Annotated in this window: 16 protein-coding genes and 1 pseudogene; 7 read left to right on the top strand and 10 right to left on the bottom strand. The window is 68.9% G+C overall.

The genetic code is table 11. The features are described 5' to 3' along the window. The first annotated feature begins 297 nt into the window (after positions 1-297). Genes AB0C59_RS05685 through AB0C59_RS05670 form a run of 4 tightly spaced genes read left to right on the top strand, consistent with a single transcriptional unit; the run spans position 298 to position 6,258 of the window. Entirely contained in the window at positions 298-1,719 is a 1,422-nt protein-coding gene (locus tag AB0C59_RS05685; protein ID WP_363001304.1) for a hypothetical protein, read from the top strand. Continuing rightward, positions 1,716-3,629, top strand: coding sequence for a hypothetical protein (locus AB0C59_RS05680; protein WP_261719545.1), 1,914 nt, complete (start codon positions 1,716-1,718; stop codon positions 3,627-3,629). The genes AB0C59_RS05685 and AB0C59_RS05680 overlap by 4 nt, the downstream gene beginning before the upstream one ends. Further along, positions 3,626-5,758 carry a hypothetical protein gene (locus AB0C59_RS05675; RefSeq protein ID WP_363001302.1) on the top strand — a complete coding sequence of 711 codons (2,133 nt, stop codon included), beginning with the start codon at positions 3,626-3,628 and terminating at the stop codon, positions 5,756-5,758. Before AB0C59_RS05680 ends, AB0C59_RS05675 begins: the two co-directional genes overlap by 4 nt. Next, positions 5,755-6,258 carry a hypothetical protein gene (locus AB0C59_RS05670; protein ID WP_261719547.1) on the top strand — a complete coding sequence of 168 codons (504 nt, stop codon included), beginning with the start codon at positions 5,755-5,757 and terminating at the stop codon, positions 6,256-6,258. The genes AB0C59_RS05675 and AB0C59_RS05670 overlap by 4 nt, the downstream gene beginning before the upstream one ends. Positions 6,259-6,512: 254 nt before the next feature. On the opposite strand, the gene AB0C59_RS05665 is transcribed toward AB0C59_RS05670, so the two are convergent. From AB0C59_RS05665 to AB0C59_RS05625, 9 genes and pseudogenes are all read right to left on the bottom strand, one after another. Continuing rightward, the gene (locus AB0C59_RS05665; protein ID WP_261719548.1) at positions 6,513-7,220 is read right to left on the bottom strand and encodes a DUF3800 domain-containing protein; all 708 of its coding nucleotides are present in this window, start codon (positions 7,218-7,220) and stop codon (positions 6,513-6,515) included. Between the two features lie 116 nt (positions 7,221-7,336). Further along, on the bottom strand, positions 7,337-7,600 hold the full coding sequence (locus AB0C59_RS05660) for a hypothetical protein (RefSeq protein ID WP_363001300.1): 264 nt from the start codon (positions 7,598-7,600) through the stop codon (positions 7,337-7,339). Positions 7,601-7,667: 67 nt separating this feature from the next. Further along, a complete protein-coding gene (locus AB0C59_RS05655; RefSeq protein WP_033226252.1) occupies positions 7,668-8,126 on the bottom strand; it encodes a hypothetical protein in 459 nt (152 codons plus the stop codon). Then, a complete protein-coding gene (locus tag AB0C59_RS05650; RefSeq protein WP_355272838.1) occupies positions 8,123-9,103 on the bottom strand; it encodes a hypothetical protein in 981 nt (326 codons plus the stop codon). The genes AB0C59_RS05655 and AB0C59_RS05650 overlap by 4 nt, the downstream gene beginning before the upstream one ends. Positions 9,104-9,169: 66 nt before the next feature. Next, positions 9,170-9,775: a hypothetical protein gene (locus AB0C59_RS05645; protein ID WP_355272841.1), complete on the bottom strand. Its 606-nt coding sequence runs from the start codon at positions 9,773-9,775 to the stop codon at positions 9,170-9,172. Beyond that, positions 9,772-10,116 (bottom strand): hypothetical protein, encoded by a 345-nt coding sequence (locus AB0C59_RS05640; RefSeq protein WP_355272844.1) that lies wholly within the window; start codon positions 10,114-10,116, stop codon positions 9,772-9,774. Before AB0C59_RS05640 ends, AB0C59_RS05645 begins: the two co-directional genes overlap by 4 nt. Positions 10,117-10,306: 190 nt before the next feature. Further along, positions 10,307-11,077: a hypothetical protein gene (locus AB0C59_RS05635; RefSeq protein ID WP_355272847.1), complete on the bottom strand. Its 771-nt coding sequence runs from the start codon at positions 11,075-11,077 to the stop codon at positions 10,307-10,309. Between the two features lie 26 nt (positions 11,078-11,103). Continuing rightward, positions 11,104-11,916 carry a hypothetical protein gene (locus tag AB0C59_RS05630; RefSeq protein WP_355272850.1) on the bottom strand — a complete coding sequence of 271 codons (813 nt, stop codon included), beginning with the start codon at positions 11,914-11,916 and terminating at the stop codon, positions 11,104-11,106. A gap of 120 nt (positions 11,917-12,036) precedes the next feature. Beyond that, positions 12,037-12,477 (bottom strand): annotated as a pseudogene (locus AB0C59_RS05625) (HU family DNA-binding protein); the annotation flags it as partial. Between the two features lie 306 nt (positions 12,478-12,783). Between AB0C59_RS05625 and AB0C59_RS05620 the strand changes: the two are divergent. Then, a complete protein-coding gene (locus AB0C59_RS05620) occupies positions 12,784-14,385 on the top strand; it encodes an ADP-ribosylglycohydrolase family protein (protein ID WP_363001297.1) in 1,602 nt (533 codons plus the stop codon). Between the two features lie 395 nt (positions 14,386-14,780). Here AB0C59_RS05620 and AB0C59_RS05615 read toward each other — a convergent pair whose 3' ends face one another. After that, entirely contained in the window at positions 14,781-16,139 is a 1,359-nt protein-coding gene (locus AB0C59_RS05615) for a hypothetical protein (RefSeq protein ID WP_355272855.1), read from the bottom strand. A 493-nt stretch (positions 16,140-16,632) separates the two neighbouring features. Here AB0C59_RS05615 and AB0C59_RS05610 point away from each other — a divergent pair, with 493 nt between their 5' ends. Then, on the top strand, positions 16,633-17,811 hold the full coding sequence (locus AB0C59_RS05610; RefSeq protein ID WP_363001295.1) for a tyrosine-type recombinase/integrase: 1,179 nt from the start codon (positions 16,633-16,635) through the stop codon (positions 17,809-17,811). Beyond that, a complete protein-coding gene (locus tag AB0C59_RS05605) occupies positions 17,808-18,791 on the top strand; it encodes a hypothetical protein (RefSeq protein ID WP_363001293.1) in 984 nt (327 codons plus the stop codon). Before AB0C59_RS05610 ends, AB0C59_RS05605 begins: the two co-directional genes overlap by 4 nt. Positions 18,792-18,817 lie beyond the last annotated feature (26 nt).

Here is an 18,817-nt window from a genome sequence, read left to right as displayed (position 1 = left end):
TGACGCCCGGCCCGCGCGACCTGCGTGTACCGGATGCCCTTACTCCGGAGCAGCGGGAGAACGTGGCTCTCGACGTCGGCGATCGTGTCGGGAAACTCCTACGTTCTCTATCCAGTTACGTGTTGTTGCACATCCGTGTTGCTCGGGATCGGCGCGAAGGGTGTAGCTCGTTTGGGTGAACGCTGGCCGTAGCGGTCCTGGCGTGACGTGGGGTTCTGCAAGATCCGACAGGTGAGATGGAGGGTCTTCTTTCACGGGGAAAGCGTGGATCTTCCCCTCGCATACACGGATCCGGTCGTGTTGCAGCACCGGGACGTGCTGGAGCGTTCGGCGGCTCGTTCGCGGAGGGCGGGGCAGCCCTTCCTTCTCGACCCCCTGGGCGCCCCGGATCTTCGGGTGAACCGGTGGTTCGACAGCGACGACATTCGCGGGCTCGCGCCGACGACGTGGAAGAAGTACGCGTACAGCCTGGTGGTGTGGCTCAGCTTCCTGTGGGCCTACGGCCAACCGTGGGACGACGTCGAGCCGACCGCCGAGGAGGCGTTCAAGACCTGGCGGACGCTGGACGAGCGCAACCCGCGGCCCGTCGAGAGCGGCACCTACGGCGATGACCTCACGGTGATCCGGCTATTCTACCTGTGGGCGGCCAGCGAGTATCAGGTCTCCAATCCGATCCGGACGCGACGCACCCGCGGCAAGCGCCGTGACGGCACGCAGGCGGAGAAGCCCGTGACCGCCCCGAAGGCCACGCGGGACCGGGACGTGAAGTGGTTCGATCCGGCCGGCTTCGAGCGGTATCGGGACTGCGGACTGCTCGGGCTCACGCTGGAAGGGGATGAGGATCTCGGGTGGCGGGGCCGCAACGGGCAGCGCAACGCGGCCTTCGCCGACCTCCTCTACGGCACCGCGCTACGGCTGGAGGAGGGTGGCTCGTTGCTGCTGGTGGAGCTTCCGCCGGACGATCCCAGCCGCGGTTTCTACACCTGCCACATGGCCGAGAAGTGCGCCAAGGGCGATGTCGCGCGCAGGTACTGGATGTCGCGGAAGGCCCTGTTGCCGGTGCTCGACTACTGCGAGGGCGCTCGCGCGACTGCGGTTCGCCGGGCTCGGGCAGCGGGCCGCTACGAGCAGATCGCCGGGGCCCGGCTGCTGACGCGGATGCTGCCGGACCGGCGGGCACGCCTGGTCACGCAGGACGGCTTGGTGAGCGAGGTGCCGCTGGACTCGCTGACGCCCCTGGAGCGGCGCCGGCTGCTGCGGGAGACGCCGCAGGGGCTGGAGCCGGTCGCGCTCTGGCTGAACGAGGACGGGCTGCCGCGGGATCCGCACGGGTGGGAGCACGTGTTCACCGAGGCCAACAAGCGGCTGCGCGGCCTGGGCCTGGAGGGCTTCGCCGGTGCTCCGCACATGCTGCGGCACAGTTGCGCTCTGCGCTGGTTCTCGGTGGGCCGGCTGTTGTTCGACAAGAAGTTCGCGCACCTGGACGGCGAGGAACTGCGGGATCTGCGCTACGAGTTCGGCTCTACCTGGGACCTGGTGCGGCTGATGCTCGGGCACGCGGACCAGCGCACCACCAAGGAGATCTACTTGGAGCCGTTCGAGGCCCTTGAACTGGAGATCCTGCTGCTGCACGCGGGCAGCAGCGGCATCGCTGATCTGATGGCGGCCGTCTACGGCGCCGACCGGCGGGTGCTGGGCGATCCGGTGGTGTCCTCGTGAGTCCGGGCCGGTCGGCGGGGATGCCGGAGGCGGGCTACACCCCGCCGCAGCGGCTGTTTATGGACGACGGAGAGTGCCGGGTCCGGTTCTTCTCCGAGCTGGACGGTGACGTGATCGACTACGACTTCACCACCTTTGCGGTGGCCCGCCCGCTGCAGGAGGCGTTCGCCCGCGCCTTCGACGCGCACGTGGGACCGGGCGGGCAGATCAATGGCACCGGAGGCGCGAACAACGCCTTCCGGCAGCTGAACGCCTTCGTCAAGCTCTTGATCAAGGACGAGCGGCCCCCTACGGCGCCGGCCGAGCTGGCGCCGCGGCACCTGAAGGAGTTCCTGCTGAGCAAGGGGGACGCGCCGACCGCCGGGATGATGCTGGGCCTGCTGCGGTCCTTGCTGGTGCACGTGGAGGGGCTGACCCCGCAGTTCGCCGCGAAGTGTTCGGAGTGGGTGCCGGACCGCCGGGAGAAGATCACTTCGCGGGGCAGCTACAGCCCTGCTGAGGAGAAGGCGATCCTGGACGCCGCGCGGAAGACGGTGCGGGCGGCAGCCGCCCGGATCCGCAAGGCCCGCGAACTGCTGGAGCGATGGCGTCGCGGCGAGATCACGCAGGAGGCGGATCCGGACCTGTTCGAGTACGGCTCGATCCTCGACATGGTGGAGAGCGGCCGTGAGCTGCCGCGCAACAAGTGGGACAACGGGACAGCGCCCTGGGTCGCCCGGCACGGCACCGTGATGGAGCTGATGAAGCAGCTGCATCTGAACGTGCAGGAGACGGCCGCAATCACGATTCTGCTGGTGCGGCTGACCGGCGAGAACGGTTCGACCATCATCAAGGCGCCGGCCGCCTTCCACCGCACGGACGGGGGCGCCGGGCCGGTGTCCACGGTTCAGGTCGATCTGAGCAAGCCGCGGCGAGGCCGGCGCCGCTACATGACGGCGGCGTTGAGCGACCTGCCGTCGTGGGCGGCGGCACCGCAGGAGGAAGGGGTGCTGTCGGCACGGGACGAGCTGCACACGGCGTTCGGCCTCTACATGCTGGCGCTGGAGCTGACCGCCCCGGCACGGCGGAACATGGGCAGCGACCGCCTGCTAGTCTACTGGATTCCCAAGGCCGGAGGGCCCCGGCCCAGGCAGGGCACCGTGGTCAAACGCCGTCACAAGAACGGCCCGGGGTATCGGGATCAGCTGTCGCTCTCCGCTGTCGGGGCCTGGGGCGCCGAGCTGAACCTGATTGCTGACGAGCCGGACGAGGACGGCGGGCCGCAACGGCTGATCGTGGGCACCGGGCGGATGCGCGTCACGCACTCGGCGCGGGAACAGAAGCCGGTCGCGCACACGACGCAGACGCTCGCGGACACCTATTTGCGGCGCGACAAGACGAGCCTGCGCGAGTACCAGAAGGTCGTCGCCGACGTGCTGGAGAAGGAAGTCGTCAAGGCCCGCACTGCGGGCCGCATCCAGCAGCTGAGCCGGGAGGACGTCGCTGAGGCCCTGCGGGACCCGGAGCCGGTGGCCAAGCGGCTCGGGGTGAGCACGGAGATGATGCGGCTGCTTGTTGCCCGGGACGCCGACACGGTCCTGGCCGCCTGCACCGACAACACCAACAGCCCGCACAGTCCTTCCGGGGCACCGTGTCGGGCGTCGTTCCTGAAGTGTCTGGACTGCCCGTGCGCCCGCGCGATGCCGCACCATCTCGTGGTGCAGACGGTCGCCCTCGACATGATCGACGAGCGGCGCACGCACATGACGGCCCTGCGCTGGGCCGAGCGGTTCGCACTGCCTTTCTTCCAGCTGGAGGACCTTCTGCGGCGGGCCGGCAAGCGGGCGGTGAGCAAGGCCCGGGAACAGGCGGGCGACGCCGAACGTGAGCTGGTGCGGCGGCTTTTGGACGGGGAGCTGGACGAGCGATGACCGCGGAAGACGCACCGAAGAAGGCACAGCCTGCGCTGCCGGGACCCGGCACCCTGGTGCTGGAGCGAAGGAGCCTGCGTCCGGGCACCGACCGCACGAAGCTGTCGGTGCTGGCCGACATGCGATGGAATCTGCGGCCGGGGATCTTCGAGGATCACCTAGGTGCCGTGAGCCTCAACTTCGCCCTGGTGCCCGAGCGGTTCTTCGAGATCGCCAAGATCTACATCTGGCAGGAGCTCAACTGCGACGAGGACCTGCCGGTCCTTCGCCGGGCGAATATCGACGGGCGTCTGGCCGTCTACACCATGGTCGCCCAGCTTCGGCTCCTGCGCGTCCTGCTGGACTGGCTGGAGCTGCACGGCTTCGCGACGGTCTCGGAGGTGACGAGCGAGGACCTGGAGGACTTCCTCGACGCTGTCCGGGACGCGGAACTCACCCACGGCTACCGCAGCGATGTGCTGCAGGCGGTTCGCCGGTTCTGGGCCTTCCGTGACCTGTTGCCGCCGGAGGGCCGGCTGCCGGAGGCCCCTCCTTGGGGCGGGAAGGACTCCCGGATCCTGTTGGGGAAGTCCCAGCGGGACCGGGAGAACTCCACCGCACGCATCCAGGAAGCCACGATGACCATGACCGTGCTCTGGGCGGCACGGTTCGTCGAGGACTTCGCCGACGACATCATTGCGGCCCTTGAGGAGTTCCGGCCGCTGTTCGGTCTCAAGCCGGGCCGCTACAGCCCCGGCCCGCACCGCCGGGTCCGCACCCCGGGCAGGGCCGGGGCCACCCCGGAGGTCGAGAAGCTGATCGCCTCGTTCCGGGAGACCGGCCGCGATCTTCCGGGGCGGCAGAAGGAGGACGGCACCTGGGAGCCGGACTGGCCCTTCCTGGCCAAGCTGCTGGACATCGACCCCTGGTCGCTGCGGACGAAGCATTGGCACTACCAGCGCATGTTCCTGACCTCCGGGCTTCGCATCGCACACGGCACCTTCATGGCGGTCCGGCCGAAGGGGTTGCTGGACGGCGAGCCCTGGATGACCGGCATCCCCTACAGCGAGGTCAAGGTGCTGGCGCGGACACTGTCCACGGCGTGCTTCTTGCTGATCGCCTACCTGACCGGGTGTCGTCCGGGGGAGGCGCTCAATCTGCGGCGGGACACGGTGACGAAACTGTGGGAGATCCACGGCCGCAAGTGGAAAGGCGCCCGGGACGAGAAAGGGGCCAAGATCCCCGAGGGCCAGTTCCGCGACGAGCCCTGGATCGCCGCCGAGTTGGTGGCCACGGCCATCGGTGTCCTCGAACGCCTCCACGATGCGGACGTCCTCTTCCCGGTCTGGTTGGTGGTGGACGGGCCCAATCCGCGCGAGGGCGGGGCCCGCACCTTCGGGTCGACCAACGAGGACTTGAACCGCTTCGTGACCTGGGTCAACGACTTCTGCCACCGGCGGGGCCGCAGCGACGTGATCCCTCCTGACCCGAAGCCGCTGACGATCTCGCGGCTCCGCCGCACGCTGGCATGGTTCATCTGCCGTCGCCCGCGCGGAATGGTCGCCGCGGCGATTCAGTACGGGCACCTGCGCGTTCAGATCACGCAGGGATACGCGGGCAACTACGCGTCCGGGTTCCCCGACGATCTCGCGTTCGAACGGTGGCTGACCCGGCTGGAGGACCTGGAGGAGGCCGACCGGCGCCTGAAGGCCGGTGAGCACGTCAGCGGTCCGGCGGCAGACACCTACCGGTCCCGGGTGACGGGCGGGGCGACGAAGTTCCACGGGCGGGTGCTTCGCACGGGCCAGGAAGCCCGGCACGTCATGGCGAACCCCTCGCTGCAGATCTACCCGGGCAAGGGCATGACCTGCGTCTTCGCCTTCCCGACGGCGCTTTGCGAGCTGGAGCCCGCACTCGATGACGCCCGGGTCACCCCCGACACCGACGGGTGCCGGCCGGCCTGCCGCAACATCGCCCGCACCGAGGAGAACATCGACGAACTGAGGGCCGAGGCCGCCGAGCTGAGACTCATCGTCGCCGACGAGGCCAGCCCGAAGATCCGCTACGGACGCGAACGCAGGCGCCTTGCCCATCTGGAGAGCCTCATTGCCGAGCATGAACGCGGACGGCCCAAGGGAGGCGCGACGTGAGCCCTGAGCCGGATCCGCCGCAGGAGTTGTGCGTCAAGCTGCGGACGGCCGCCGACAGGCTGCTGGCCGGGACGCCGCTGCACTCCTCGGGCAAGCTCACCATCCTGGACTTGGCCGAGGAAGCCCAGGTCAAGCGGTGGCTGCTGACGCACAAGTATCCGAACAAGCTGATGGCCAAGTACCAGGCGGAGTTCAAGGCCGCTCGGCACAAGAGCGAGCCGGTCAAGAAGGCCGAGGCCGAGCTCGACAAGCTCCGCGAGGAGCTGGCCCGCCTCCGCAAGGAGAAGCGGCAGCTGACGGAGCTGGTGGGCACCTACGCGGTCATGATCGAACAGCTGGCGAGAGAACGGGCCTCGGCCATCGCGGTGCGCGACGAGGCAATCGCCGCCAGAGACGCTGCACTCGGTGTCACCGCGCTACCGGCAGCCCCGCAGCAGCGTCGGGAGAGACCGACTGGTCAGCGATCCCCGCGTCCGCTGGCCCCAAGAAGAAGCCGTTGACGTGCAGCCTTGGCCAAAGGTCGGACCCGAGTCGAGGGGCACATCCTGGGCACATATGCCTTCCCTGCGCGTGTTCTGAAACCAGAGTGACTTGGGTGACTTGCGAGGACGAAACCCCAGGTCAAACCCAACATTGGCCGGATGTCGTGTTCCCGGAACCTTACAAAACCTGCTAATCTTGTGTCTCGCAGGTGGCTGTGAGAACGGTCGCCCGTCCAGCCTTAGGCCCCGCCAACGAGCGGGGCCTTCGTGCGTCAGGGCATCCACGTTCCCTGGTGGTGCACTTTGGGCGCAACGCGGCTCCATAGTTCCTCGTTGGCGCGCTTGGCTCGGGGGTCGGCGTCAGCACCGGTCTGGATGCGGTGATGCAGAAAGGTCACCAGATCCGCAGCCTGGAGAAGCCGGCTCGCTGCGGAAGACGCGAAGTGCATCGTGTCAACGACGCGAGTGATCTTCCGGGACCTATAACCCCACGTCCCCGCCGTTCGATACATCCGAAGGTCATCTCGATACTGGTCCTGGCCGTCGCATTCGTCGGCGATGATCAGCGCCAGTTCATCCCTGCGTTCCGCGAGCATGTCGACCCGCTCCAGCAAGTGAGTGAGGACGATCGAGTGCGGTTCGTCATGGTTCGGTCCATATCGACGCTCGAGGCGAGTGACGTTCACGCCCCTGAGGATGATCTTGACGTCGTGATCGGCGATCGCCTGCAGGGCGCCGGCATAGATCCCGATGCGAGCCCTGGGCTTGTTGGCCAGGTGAGCGAAGTCCTTCTTGCCCTGGAATATGTCATATCCATGGAGTTCCGTCTCCGGACGGAAGCCGCCGTGGTCATCCATCGCCTTCTCGACAACATTGTCAAGGGCCTCGGCGAGAGGGATGGCCTCAGACTCGGGGCACATCAGGGCGCCCAGGAAGTAGATGCCACGAGAGTGGCTTTCATCGACATAGGTCAAGAACACCCCCTAAGGCTACGGCCCGTCACAGAACACTCACACCCCCCACATCTAGTGAGACTGCGGTCACCCTCCCTGCTCTCGCGCCGCGGGGCGGCGGCAGAGCAACACGCTGAGACTGGCTAGAGAACGAACCCGGTCATCGCCGTCACGATCGAGAAGTCGGAGAAGTCCTCGGCGATCCCGAAGGCGGTTGGATCGTCGATGATCGCCAGGACCAGGGCCGTCGAGTCGACGCCGAGACCGAAGTTCAGCGACTTGTGCTTCGTCGCGCGGAAGGATTGCAGAGCCTCCGCGGAGGCAACCTCGGCCGGAGCCGCCCCGCCGGGCGACGTTGTGAGGCTGGCCTCGTCGAGGTCGGGATCGAACAGGGTGAGGGAAGTCATGGGCGCGTACCTGCGGAGACCAGGGCGGGTGCGGCGGGGAGGCCGCACCCACCGGGGGAGCGGGGGATCAGGGCTGGGGTTTCGAGGCGCGTGCGGCCTCGACGCCCGCCGGGGTGAGGAAAGGCCGGTGCTTCGGGCCAGTGCGGCCGTCGTCGCCGTCGGTGGGCTGCGGGGTGCCGGTGGCGTCCCGGTACTCGACGAGGGCGAGGCGGGCGAGGGCGGCGGCGGTGGGCCAGCTGACGTTCCGCAGCGCGCCGTCCTCGTCAGCGGAATCGATGGCCGCCAACTGCGATTCGTTCAGGATCGCCCGCCGCCCGGCGCCGGTGATGACGTACGGTCCGACGCCGTGCGCCTGCGCCGTCTCCGCTGGCAGCCGGTAGCCGTCGGCGTCGTTGCGGTAGACCAGGCCGTCGTCCAGGTAGGCCTGGAGCGTTGCACGGCTGCCGTGTGACGTGAGGTGCCCCTGAGGGTGAGCGCACGCGGCCCGGAGGTGCTTGGGCGCCGGCGGATAGGTCTTGACGGTCATCGCGGTCCCTCCAGCGTGAGAGTCGGCGCCGGGAGTGCGGCTGCCTGCGAATCGATCGCCACCGCCTTGGCCTTGCGTCCGCAGCCGGGGCGTGCGCACCGTTCCGTCGCCCGCGGGTTGGACCACCGGCACCTCGGGCAGCTCCACATCAGCCCCGCCGAGACCGCCAGCGAGTAGACCACCGCTTCCTGCTCCGGGTCGGCCGCGTCCAGGAGCTGCTCCAGCACAGGGGGGTGCGGGGCGTGGTGGTTGCTGTCGTCGAAGACGACGGTGTCGTCGACGACGACGCGCAGCGGCACGGTCCCGTCCGGCCGGACGACGTGCTCGGGGTCGGCGCTGTCGGTGTGGACCGAGACCCGCACGACGCCGTCCTTGGCGTCCAGGTAGCCGAAGACGAGTACGCCAGCCACCTCGCTGCACGACGGTCCGTCGTCGTCGGCGGCGTAGAAGACCGCGCGGCGGTTGAGGGCCTCGGCTGTCACGTCGTCGGGAAAGTGGAAGTTCAGGGGTACTGTCCGCGAGCGCTGCTGCCGTCTGATCTCCTCGGGATACAGCTCGTAGCCCTGATCGGGCACCGCGTCGCCGTCGGGGCCGTAGTAGAGGTCGATGGCCTCAGCGTCGTCGGCCGGAGGCTCTTCCGGCACGTCGCCCTGGCCGCCTACGTTGTCCCAGCTGCTGCGCACGTGCGCGGCGAGCTCCGCGAGCGCGGCGCCCTTCGTGGCGTACGGCTCCGTGGTCTCCTCGTGGCGGGTCCAGATGCGCAGCATCCAGACCTGCTCGCCCGGGCGGGGCCCCAGGAGTGCGGAGGAGGCCGGGGACCGGCGGCCGGCGGCTTCGGCGACGATCTCGGCGTGAACGCGCTGGGCGAGCTCACGGTAGTGCGGCGGCAGTTCAGCCGCGGACGGTGAGTGGGCCAGGGTGCCGGCGATGCGCACCAGGCTTTCGATGTCGGAGGGGCGGAAGCGCTCAGCAAGCATGGTCATCCTCGTTGGTGCAGCGCCCGGCGGGCATGGGCGGGCCCGCTGGGCATGGAAGGGGGAGGGCTACGCGCCCAGTTCCAGGAGCGCTGTGATCAGGGCAAGGCCGCGCTCGCGCTCGGGGGAGATCCGCACGCGGCGGATGCGCTTGGGGTCGGAAGGAAGCTGGATGCCCACGGCGGTGCTGTGGGCGTCTCGGCGCAGCTCGTACTGGTCTGCTGAGAGCATCCAGGCGTCCCAGTCGTCGGCCTTGCGCCCGGCCCGCACCTGGGATTCCGCTGTGGGGGCCGTCGCTGGGCAGGAACAGGCCGGGTCGTCGCACGGGCGGCCCGCCGGGTGCTGGGCGATGACGCCGCCCGGCCGGTAGGTGGCGCTGGTGCCGTTGAGCATCGGGCACGCCTTCTCCGAATACATCAGGCACGGCGGGTGGAGTCCCGGTTCTGGCGCGTGCCCGACGCTCACGTCCATTGGACGGACCAGCACGTAGAACCACCGCCCGAGAGGGCTTTCGCAGATCTGGCACAGGCCGTTCTCGAAGGCCCGGGCTCGCTTGTCCGGGTCGAGGCCGCCGAAGACCGGCAGTCCGTTGTGCTCGAACGAGACGTACGGGACCACCAGACCCCCGTGGGTGGGGCGGTGCGCGCACGTTGCGGGGATCGCCGGGGCGCTCACTGGGAATCACCGCCGGAGAGCTCCCAGGAGGGGCGGGCGAGTTCGACGAGGAAGGTGTAGGCGGCGGCGCTGGCTTGGAGCACACGCACGACGGGGAGCTGCCGGTACCGGCTGAGGAACTCGCCGATGGTCAGTGCGGTGTGGTGCGAGCTGTCGGGGTAGGCGCCGTGTTCGAGGGGGACCAGGCGGTCGCCCTGGTGCTGCGGCCAGGTGTACGCGGCGAGGAGCATGGCCTGGTCCCAGTTGTTGGGGTTGGCGCGGACCTTGATGAGCTCGGCGCCCGGCACCAGTTCTCTGAGGGTGTCGAGGGGCGGCGTCCGGCGCGGGTGGGGGCTGCTCATACCCATGGCGGTCTCCCAGTACGAGGCGGGCGATTCGGCGGCCCGGGGCGGTGAGATGAGGCTGCGGGATTCGCCGCGCAGCTGTGTGGTGGCCTGGCGGCCGCCCTCATGGCGCCGGCGAGGACCGACGTACGGGCTGTGAGGGATGAACGGCTGATCAACCAGACAACACCACACTACACATTGAAAACTAAATGCGCAACACGAGGAGGTGGGGTGCCCTTTCATTTCGTTCGGACACGGTGAACCTGGCTGACAGCAGCGCCGCGCAGAGCGCCCGGATTCCGCCCCGCTCCCACAGCTCCTGGGACTGGGGCAGCGAGGCCGGCCACCACTGCACCGACACTTCTCCGTTCACCACGTCGACGGCGACTCCGTAACCGTCGTTCTTGCTCCAGTCGGCCATGCGTACGTGCGGTCGCAGCGTCTCAACTGCGCTTTCGTAGAGGCGGATCGCCTCCTCTTTGGCGCTCCGCGCTGCCTGCCGCAGTGCATTCGCCTCCGCTGCGGACACCGGTCGGTAGACGGTGCTGGTCTCCTCGTCCTCGGCGAGGAGAACCAGTGCTCCGCCCTGCGCCGCGAGCACGCGGTCACGGCCGGCCTCGGTGATCAGCTCAAGCAGTTGCTCCGCTGAGACGGTTGTGGCGGGTCCGCTCTCGGGAACGGTGGTAGCTCGGTAGTGCCCGTGCCGCACAAGGTCTATGGCGTGTTTGACGTCCAGCATGGCGCGGGCCAGCTCGGTGGCGCCGGGCTGCCCGTTCGCGGCGTAGCGGGTCAGCCGCTGCTGGACTTGGGTCGCTTCGCGCTCGTCGGGTTCGTCGAACTGGCTACGGACCACCTCCCGTACGGCAAGATCGATCACTTGCGCCAGGTACCCGGCCCTGAAGGACCTGCGGCGGAGCAGGCGAAGTGCCTGCTGCTTGGGCGAGTTGGTGCGCACGGCGGCTGAATCCTCGGACACGAAGGGAGTCCTCCTCGATTCGCCGGTCACGAGCCGGACTGGTGGATGTACGCGGTCCACGCCTCGTACTCGGCGGCGGTGAGAACCGGGGGCGGGTCGATGGGGGCGCGCCCGAAGCACTGGTCACAGGCGTGTGCGTTCAGTTCGGCGCCGGTGGCGTCAGTGCCACGGCCCGACAAGACGGTGCCGCAGATGGGAAGGTCCGCTGAGAACGGGTCAAGTCGCAGGTGCAGGTCCTGGCCGTGGAGGACCGGCCGGACAACAACGGACTCCGGTTCGGGCGCGGGGCCGAAGTGCCCTGCCAGGAACCGTACGACAAGGGCGTGAGCTGCCTGGGCCCGCTCGTCCAGGGTTCGGGTGTCGGCCGGCAACAACTCGACGACCCGCAGGGATTCCTGCATCTCTGCGGTCAGGCGGTCGATGAGGGCCCAGCCCTCGGCGAGGAACTGCGGGGCGTCGCCGCGAGGGTCGTCGCTGCGCTTCCCGACCCAGATCCACGACAGGGGCACGAACGCGGCGAGCTTGCTGAGCAGCTCGTAGCAGCGGCTCACGGCCCACGTGGTGTAGGTGCCGCATGGGCTATGACGGCAAGAGCCGGCCGGGGCCTGGCAGGCGCGCAGTTCGAAGCGGAAGCCGAGCTCGGTCGCGTCGCTCCGAAGGATGCCGAGCTCAGCGACACCGCCGTTGCGCCGAGTCCGCGACCACCAGGCCGGTTCGCCGTCCAGCAGTGGGCCGGGTTCGGTGCTGGACCCGAGCTCCTGCTGCTCCGATGAGCGGGCAGAGGCCAGAGTACGGTGAGCAGAGACGACGCGGGCGCCGTCGATCACGAGGTAGTTCATCAGGATCTCTCCGGTCCGGCCGGGCGCATCAGCGCCCGGCCGTCGAGCAGGAACGCCGGGAGGGTGGGATCCGGCAACGGCTGATCAGGCGAGCGCCTTCTTGGAGAAGGTCTTGACGGGCTTCTTCGCCCCGGCCTTCATGGCCGGGCCCGTCTTCTTGGCCGCTGCTCCCGCCTTCTTCGGGGTGGCCTTCTTGACCGTTGCCTTCTTCATCACGGCGGGGGCGCCGCCGGTGAGGCTTCCCTTGGGGGCCTTCTTGACGGAGACCTCGCCCTTGGGGAGCTTCTTGGCGCCGCTGACCAGGTCCTTGAAGCCCTGCCCGGCCCGGAAGCGGGGGATGGAGGTCTTCTTGACCAGCACCCTCTCGCCGGTCTGGGGGTTGCGGGCGTAGCGGGCCGGCCGGTTGACCTTCTCGAACGAGCCGAATCCGGTAACGGAGACGCGATCTCCGGCAACGACAGCGCGGACGATGGCGTCGAGCACGTGGTCGACAGCGTCGGCGGCCTGCTGGCGGCCGCCCATCTTGTCCGCGATCGCGTCGATGAGCTGGGCCTTGTTCATGGCGTAACTCCTGTGAGTTGGCGTGCACTTCGATGCCGGACATAGGGCCGCTGACATTCAGGGCGCGGTGCCGACGAAAGGAATGGGGGCGCGTCACCCAGGACGGTTCGAGCGCCTCCGACAGCAATCACAGTACACATTGAAAAGAGAACACGCAACGTTAATCGTCATGTTGACGAAAGCTGTTCGGCCGTGCCATTCTGACGTAGCGACAGCGGGTTTGAGCGCGAAGCGAGTTGACGCCGCGCTCCCCGCCCCCGCCCTTCTCAGACCACGCACGCAGCACATGACCTCGGGAGAACACCCGTGAAGACGAAGCCTGTTGACTCCATGACCCCCACCCTGGCCCCGGCGTCGCACCCGCTCAATGTCCACGCCACCGACCGCGCAGCCGGCGTCCTCCTCGGTGCTGCGTGCGGTGACGCCCTCGGCGTGCCCTACGAGTTCGCCCGCCGACTGGGCGCCGAGGAACGGCCCGCCATGATCGGCGGCGGCCTGGGTCCCTACAAGCCCGGTGAGTACTCCGACGACACCCAGATGCACGTGTGCATCGCCGCCGTCGCCTCCACCGGCACCGACCTCACCAGCCAGACCGCACTCGACCAGATCGCCCGCAACTTCCACCTCTGGCGCGACGGGGGCGCCACCGACATCGGAAACCAGACCAGCAGCGTCCTTCGCGCCGCGAAAACCCACAAGACGGGCACGCCCGCCCAGGCCATGACGGCGGAAGCTGACGCCTACACCGCCCGCACCCGGTTCAGCGCGGGCAACGGCTCGCTCATGCGGACCGGCGTCGTCGCCCTCGCCTACCTGGACGACGTGGACGGAATGGTCAGGGCCGCCACCATGATCAGCTCCCTCACCCACAGCGACCCCGAGTGCATTGAGGCGTGCATCCTGTGGTGCTCAGGCATCCGGGTCGCCGTGCTGGAAGGAACCTTCGACGGCGTCCGTGACGGCATCGCGCTGCTTCCCGAGGACCGGCAGGAGATCTGGCACGCGAGGCTGGACGAGGCGGAGGCGAACCCGCCGCACCACTGGGACCGCAACGGGTACGTCGTCACCGCCCTCCAGGCCGCGTGGTCCGCCATCACCCGCACGCCCGTTCCCGAGCTGGCACCGGAGCGTGGATCGTTCCCCGCCCAGCACTTCCAGCTCGCCACCGAAGCGGCCGTCCGGGCGGGCAACGACACGGACACCGTAGCCGCGATCGCAGGCGCCCTCCTGGGCGCGCGCTGGGGCGTCTCGGCCATCCCCCTCGCCTGGCAGCAGGCCGTGAACGGCTGGCCCACGATGTCCGGCCCCGATCTCGTCCGCCTGGCCGTCCTGACCGCACGCAAGGGCATGGACGACGGTGACGGCTGGCCCTCGGCCCCGCGCGTCAAGATCCCCGGATACGCCGGAAAGGGCTACGTCGCGCGGCACCCCGCCGACCCTGGCGTCCTGATCGGCAACCTCCCCATGACCGAGACCGAGTTCGCTGGCGCACCGCCCGTCGATGCGGTCGTGTCGCTGTGCCGCGTCGGACAGGGGCCGATCTTCTCCCACGCCGCCGTCGAGCACGTCCGCGTCTGGCTGGTCGACAAGGAAGGCGAGAACCCCAACCTTCACTACGCCCTCGACCAGGCGGCACGCCAGATTCTCCGCCTCCGCAAGGAGGGCAAGCGGGTCTTCGTCCACTGCGTTGCGGGCCGCTCGCGCACCCCCGCCGTGGCGGCCGCCTACAGCACGCTCCTGGGAACCGACCCCCGCACCGCCCTGACGGAAGTCTGGGAGGCCCTGGGCAAGCACTGGTCCCTCCTGGCGCACCCGCAGCTCCACAACGCCGTCTACGAGCTGGCAGGGCAGCCGCCGAACCCGCCGAAGCCCCGCCCTCGCCGCCGCTTCTTCCGGAAGCGCACCTGACCCGGGGCGCCATACCGCTGGGCGCGGCCTCCACCCGGAGACCGCGCCCAGCGGTGCCCTATGGGCGACGTCCCTGCCAAGGACAGAAACTGGTGACGGTCACCCCGAGCGGACGGGAACGACGCATGAGGCAGGCCGCGAATGGATCCACCGCATCACGGCTCTTGCCGAGCCCCCGTCGGTACGCACGACATCGCAGCCGTGTCCCCGATCGGACCTCACCTTGGCACGGCCGCATGCAGCAGTACGCGAAAGCCGAGAGCCCGCCAGTCGTCTGACTGGCGGGCTCTCGCGCTTCAAGTGGCCGTCTGCCCTGCCGACCGGGTTGTCAGGCCGGCTCAGCGACCCGGTCACGAGCAGGTAGACGCTCCACGGGACAAGGCCATGGAGGCTTCCTAGCTCCTGGGGCCGAAGCGGCCGGGCCCCCTGCGGCTGAGGACGAACCTGTAGACCGTCTCCCGGTACCAATGATCTTGAAAGACCCGAGGCTTCTTGCCGTCACCCGCAGTCCGGTCGGCGAACGGGATTTGTCCCCGGGAGTGGTAAGCGTGGACCGTCTCGCGTACGAGGGCCTCGCCACGGGTGGCCATGCCCAGCACCTCGGCGAAGTCGTCGATGTCCAGCAGGTCCCGTGGATCCCCTTCGGGCAGTTCATGGACCAGCGCCGGCCCGGTTCCCTTGAAAGCCGCCCAGACATGCGGACGGTGCTTCTCGACCCACGCGTCGACCTCGCGCGGGTCGTACATACGCGGCTGCGTACGCCGCGGCGCCGGGAAGGCCTGGCGAACGACCTTGCCTCTCTCGCGCTTCTCCTTGACGTTGGTCCATTGGAGGCCGGTGTACTCGGAAACGCCATACCGCGGACCGATCATCTCTGCGGTGAGGTGCGCCTGCTCGCCCTGCGCCTCGGCAGCCGGCTCTGCCGAGGCCGTCGGCTCGGCGAGCTCCCTCGAGACGGCGGCGTCCTCGTCGGTTGCCGATGATCCGGCCCACGCATGGCCGGACAGCTCTGCGCGGCGCTGGGCCTTGGCCCAAGTCCGCTGGCGATTCTCGCGCATCCACTCGTCCACCTCGGCCGCGCTGTAGCCGAGTTCGTCGGCCTTGGGGAATCCTGCAGCGCGGATCCACCCCCGGGCCGTCTGCCCGCTGACGCCGTACGTGGTCGCGATGGCATGGGCGTCCAGGTGCCCCGTGCGCGCGGTGGCTGAACGGCTGGGCAGCGCGCTGCCGGCTGCAGGGGTCTGCTCGCCGGCCGGCGGTTCCTCGGCCTTCGTCTGCCGGCGCATGCGCCGCGGACGGTTCACGAACGCGTAGGCCGTCTCGCGAAACCACATCCGCTCCGTGACCTCCGGCGTTTTCCCGTCTCCGGGCACGCGGTCAGGGCCGGGCATCTTCGGCGGCTTCTTGGACATGTAACTGCGCAGGGTGCCTTCCGGCACTGGCTCCGTCCGCCCGAGGGCCTTGCCCTCCCAGGCACAGATGTCCGACAGAGTCACCAGGTCCTTCGGGCCGCCGGCGGGCAGGCCGAACGGGTTGTCCGAGTCTTGCCCTTTCGCCCAGTGGACCGGAAGGTTTTCCTTCAACCAGGCGTCCACCTCAGCTGCTTCGCGCACCAGGGTCCGCCCAGGGCCGGCGGGCCAGCCCTCTGGGAAGCCCGGGAGCGTGGTCCAGTAGGTCACCGTGGCCTCGTTGGCCTGGTACTTCTCCGCGATGTCCTGTGTAGTCACCAGTTCATCTGCGTCGGCGGGAATCACCGTTACTCCTTGTCGGACCGGCAGTGGACCCGCAGGCCGTGGTCATGGTCCCGCGGGTGGGGACCTGGTCGGTCGAACTCGAGGTGGAGCCAGCATCATCGGTTCAAAGACGGCGCCGGCCCTCGATCGCGCAGGGGGAGGCACTAAAGTACATCCCGAGAGAACAATACGCAACGTGCCCGCGTGCCGCCGCACGCCGACGGGGGTGTCTTCGGGGCCGGGCGTATGTCCACCCGGCCCCGAAGACACCCCCGCGGGATTTAGTGCGCCAGCGCGAACCTCTGGCCCGCACGTTCGTTCTTGGCGCGCAGCTTCTCGTCGCGCGCTCGCTGAAGACTGCCGAAGGTCTCCCGCCCCTGTTTCTTGAGTTTTCCTGCCTAGGAGAGTGCTGTTCGTGATGTCCGTAGAGGGCTGTGACCGGGGACATCACGACCTCGTTTGCCGACCGGCGTCGTGATGTTCGCGATGTCAGCACAGTCGGCATGGAGGACACATGGCACAGAGACTGGCAATGGGTCAGCTCAGGGTGCAGAAGGTACGGCACCGGAATGGCAGTCGTTCGTACACCATCTTCGACTCGATGAGCGGGCTGCATCCGGCAGCGGAGCGGTACCTCGCCTCGTACGCGGGCAGGGGCTCGGACCGGACGTACGCGTATCTGCTCGTCGACCACCTGCGGTGGCTGGAATTTGAAGGGCTGACCCCCGAGACCGTGGGCTTCCGGGATCTCCAGCGGTACATGAAGGCGGTCGGGGCGACGGTTCCGATGCCGTACGGATCGCCGTGGCGGGTGGGCAAGCGCCCGTATCAAAACGATGCTCTGCGGGGTGCCGCTGCCTGTCTGAAGGGCTTCTACCTGCGGCAGGCCGAGCTGGGCATCAACGCGGCCCTCGCCGAGGCCCTGGACCTGGAACGGCTGCCCACCCAGCGCGACAAGGACCGCGCGATGCTGGGCCACCTCAAGCGGAGCATGGACGCAAACCCGCTCGCGCCGAAGGAACTGCGGCGTCGGCACAAGAAGATGCTGCCGGAGGGAGCCCGCGAGGCCCTGCTGGAGGAGGTGAACTCGGCCCGCGACCGCATGACCGTGGAGTGGCTGAGCGACGGCGGCCTGCGCATCGGAGAGTTCTGCGGCCTCCACCTCGCCGACCTGCACCTGCGCGAGAACGCGGCCTGCGGCGAGTGCCGGGCCCCGCACGCGCACGTCTGCCACCGCGACGGCCTGGTCACCGATGCCCGCGCGAAGACGAAGTGGCCCTGGGAGTTCGAGGACGGAGTGATCCGGGGCGGTCTGATCAAGCGGGTCAGTCCGGCGATGATCCACGCCTACTTCGACTACATGATGAGCGAGTACCCGCGCGGCGCAACCCACGGGATGCTGCTGGTCCAGCAGCACGGGCCCGACATGGGACTGCCCTGGGCGCCCGAGGGCGCCCGCAAGATGCTCAAGCGGGCCGGCTTCCGCGCCGGTCTCGGCCTGATCCGCCCACACATGTTCCGCCACACCTGGGCGAACGCAGTACTGGACGCCGCGGACGGCAATCTCGTCATCGTCCGGGACGCCGGCGGCTGGGCCTCGACGCAGACGGTCGATGAGATCTACGCGCACGTCGATGTCAACGACCCCGGCTTCAGCTCGGCCTTGCTGACGGCGTGGGGTGAGATGCAGTGAGTGACACCCTGCTGCCGCTGCACACCGTCGTCGACCCGGCCCGCCGCCGGGAGACCAGGGACCGCCTGGAGGTGCTGACCGCTCTGCTCGGCGGCCCGCACGTCGAGCCGCTCTTCCGCGAGGCACTGATCCATGTCCCCGCCGAGCACCCGGTCTTCGGATGGCGCTGTCGGGTGGAGGACTGCCACCACTCGCGCACCAATGCCCGCGATCTGTGCCATCCCCACAAGATGGAGTGGGACCGCGGCCGCCAGGCGAGCCCGCAGCTGACGCGCCGCGAGTTCCTGCGCGACGCGAAGCCCGCGAAGTTCTACGACCGGGCGGGCGAGCCCCCGGTCTGCCGGATCTGTCTGGTCCGTCCGGCTCGCCACCACGGGCTGGAGCTGTGTCTGGCGCACAACAGCCGCTGGAAGAAGGCCTCCGCTACGGAGCCCGGTCTGGCCTTCGAGGACTGGCTCGCGACGCAGACCGAGCCGTTCCACGGCTACGGTGACTGCATCGTCGCCTCCTGCCAGTCCTTGTCCGGCAGCCCGCTCGGGCTCTGCCGGGTCCATGAGATCCGTTACGAGGCGGAGGGCAGCCCCGGCCAGGCCATGCGGCCGCCGAAGTGGTTCAACCGCTTCGAGAAGGTCGGCCGTCCCGTCCCGATCCTCTACGGGGACAAGGCCGCGTTCCTGTGCTGGTGCAAGACCACGCACCCCGTCTCGCGGGCTGGCACGATCAATCTCCAGGGGCTGTCGCCGCTGGTGAGGGCCGAGTTCCAGTGGACTCTGTTCGCTCACACCCAGCGGGGCGCCCACACCTACTGGCCGACCTGGTGGATCCAGCAGGTGGTGAACCTGGTCCGCGAACGCCGCGTCGGCTCGCTGACCGAGCTGGCCGAGGAACGCAGTCAGCTGGACTCCCGCAAGCGGTTCATCCTGCACGAGGCCCTGACCGTTAGTCGGCGCCGGCGGGAGGAATGGTTGTCGTCATGGTGAGGGACCGCTCCATGCAGGGCGCCCCC

This window comes from Streptomyces sp. NPDC048664 (assembly GCF_040650555.1).
GTDB lineage: Bacteria > Actinomycetota > Actinomycetes > Streptomycetales > Streptomycetaceae > Streptomyces.
This window is presented reverse-complemented; position numbering and strand designations above follow the sequence as displayed.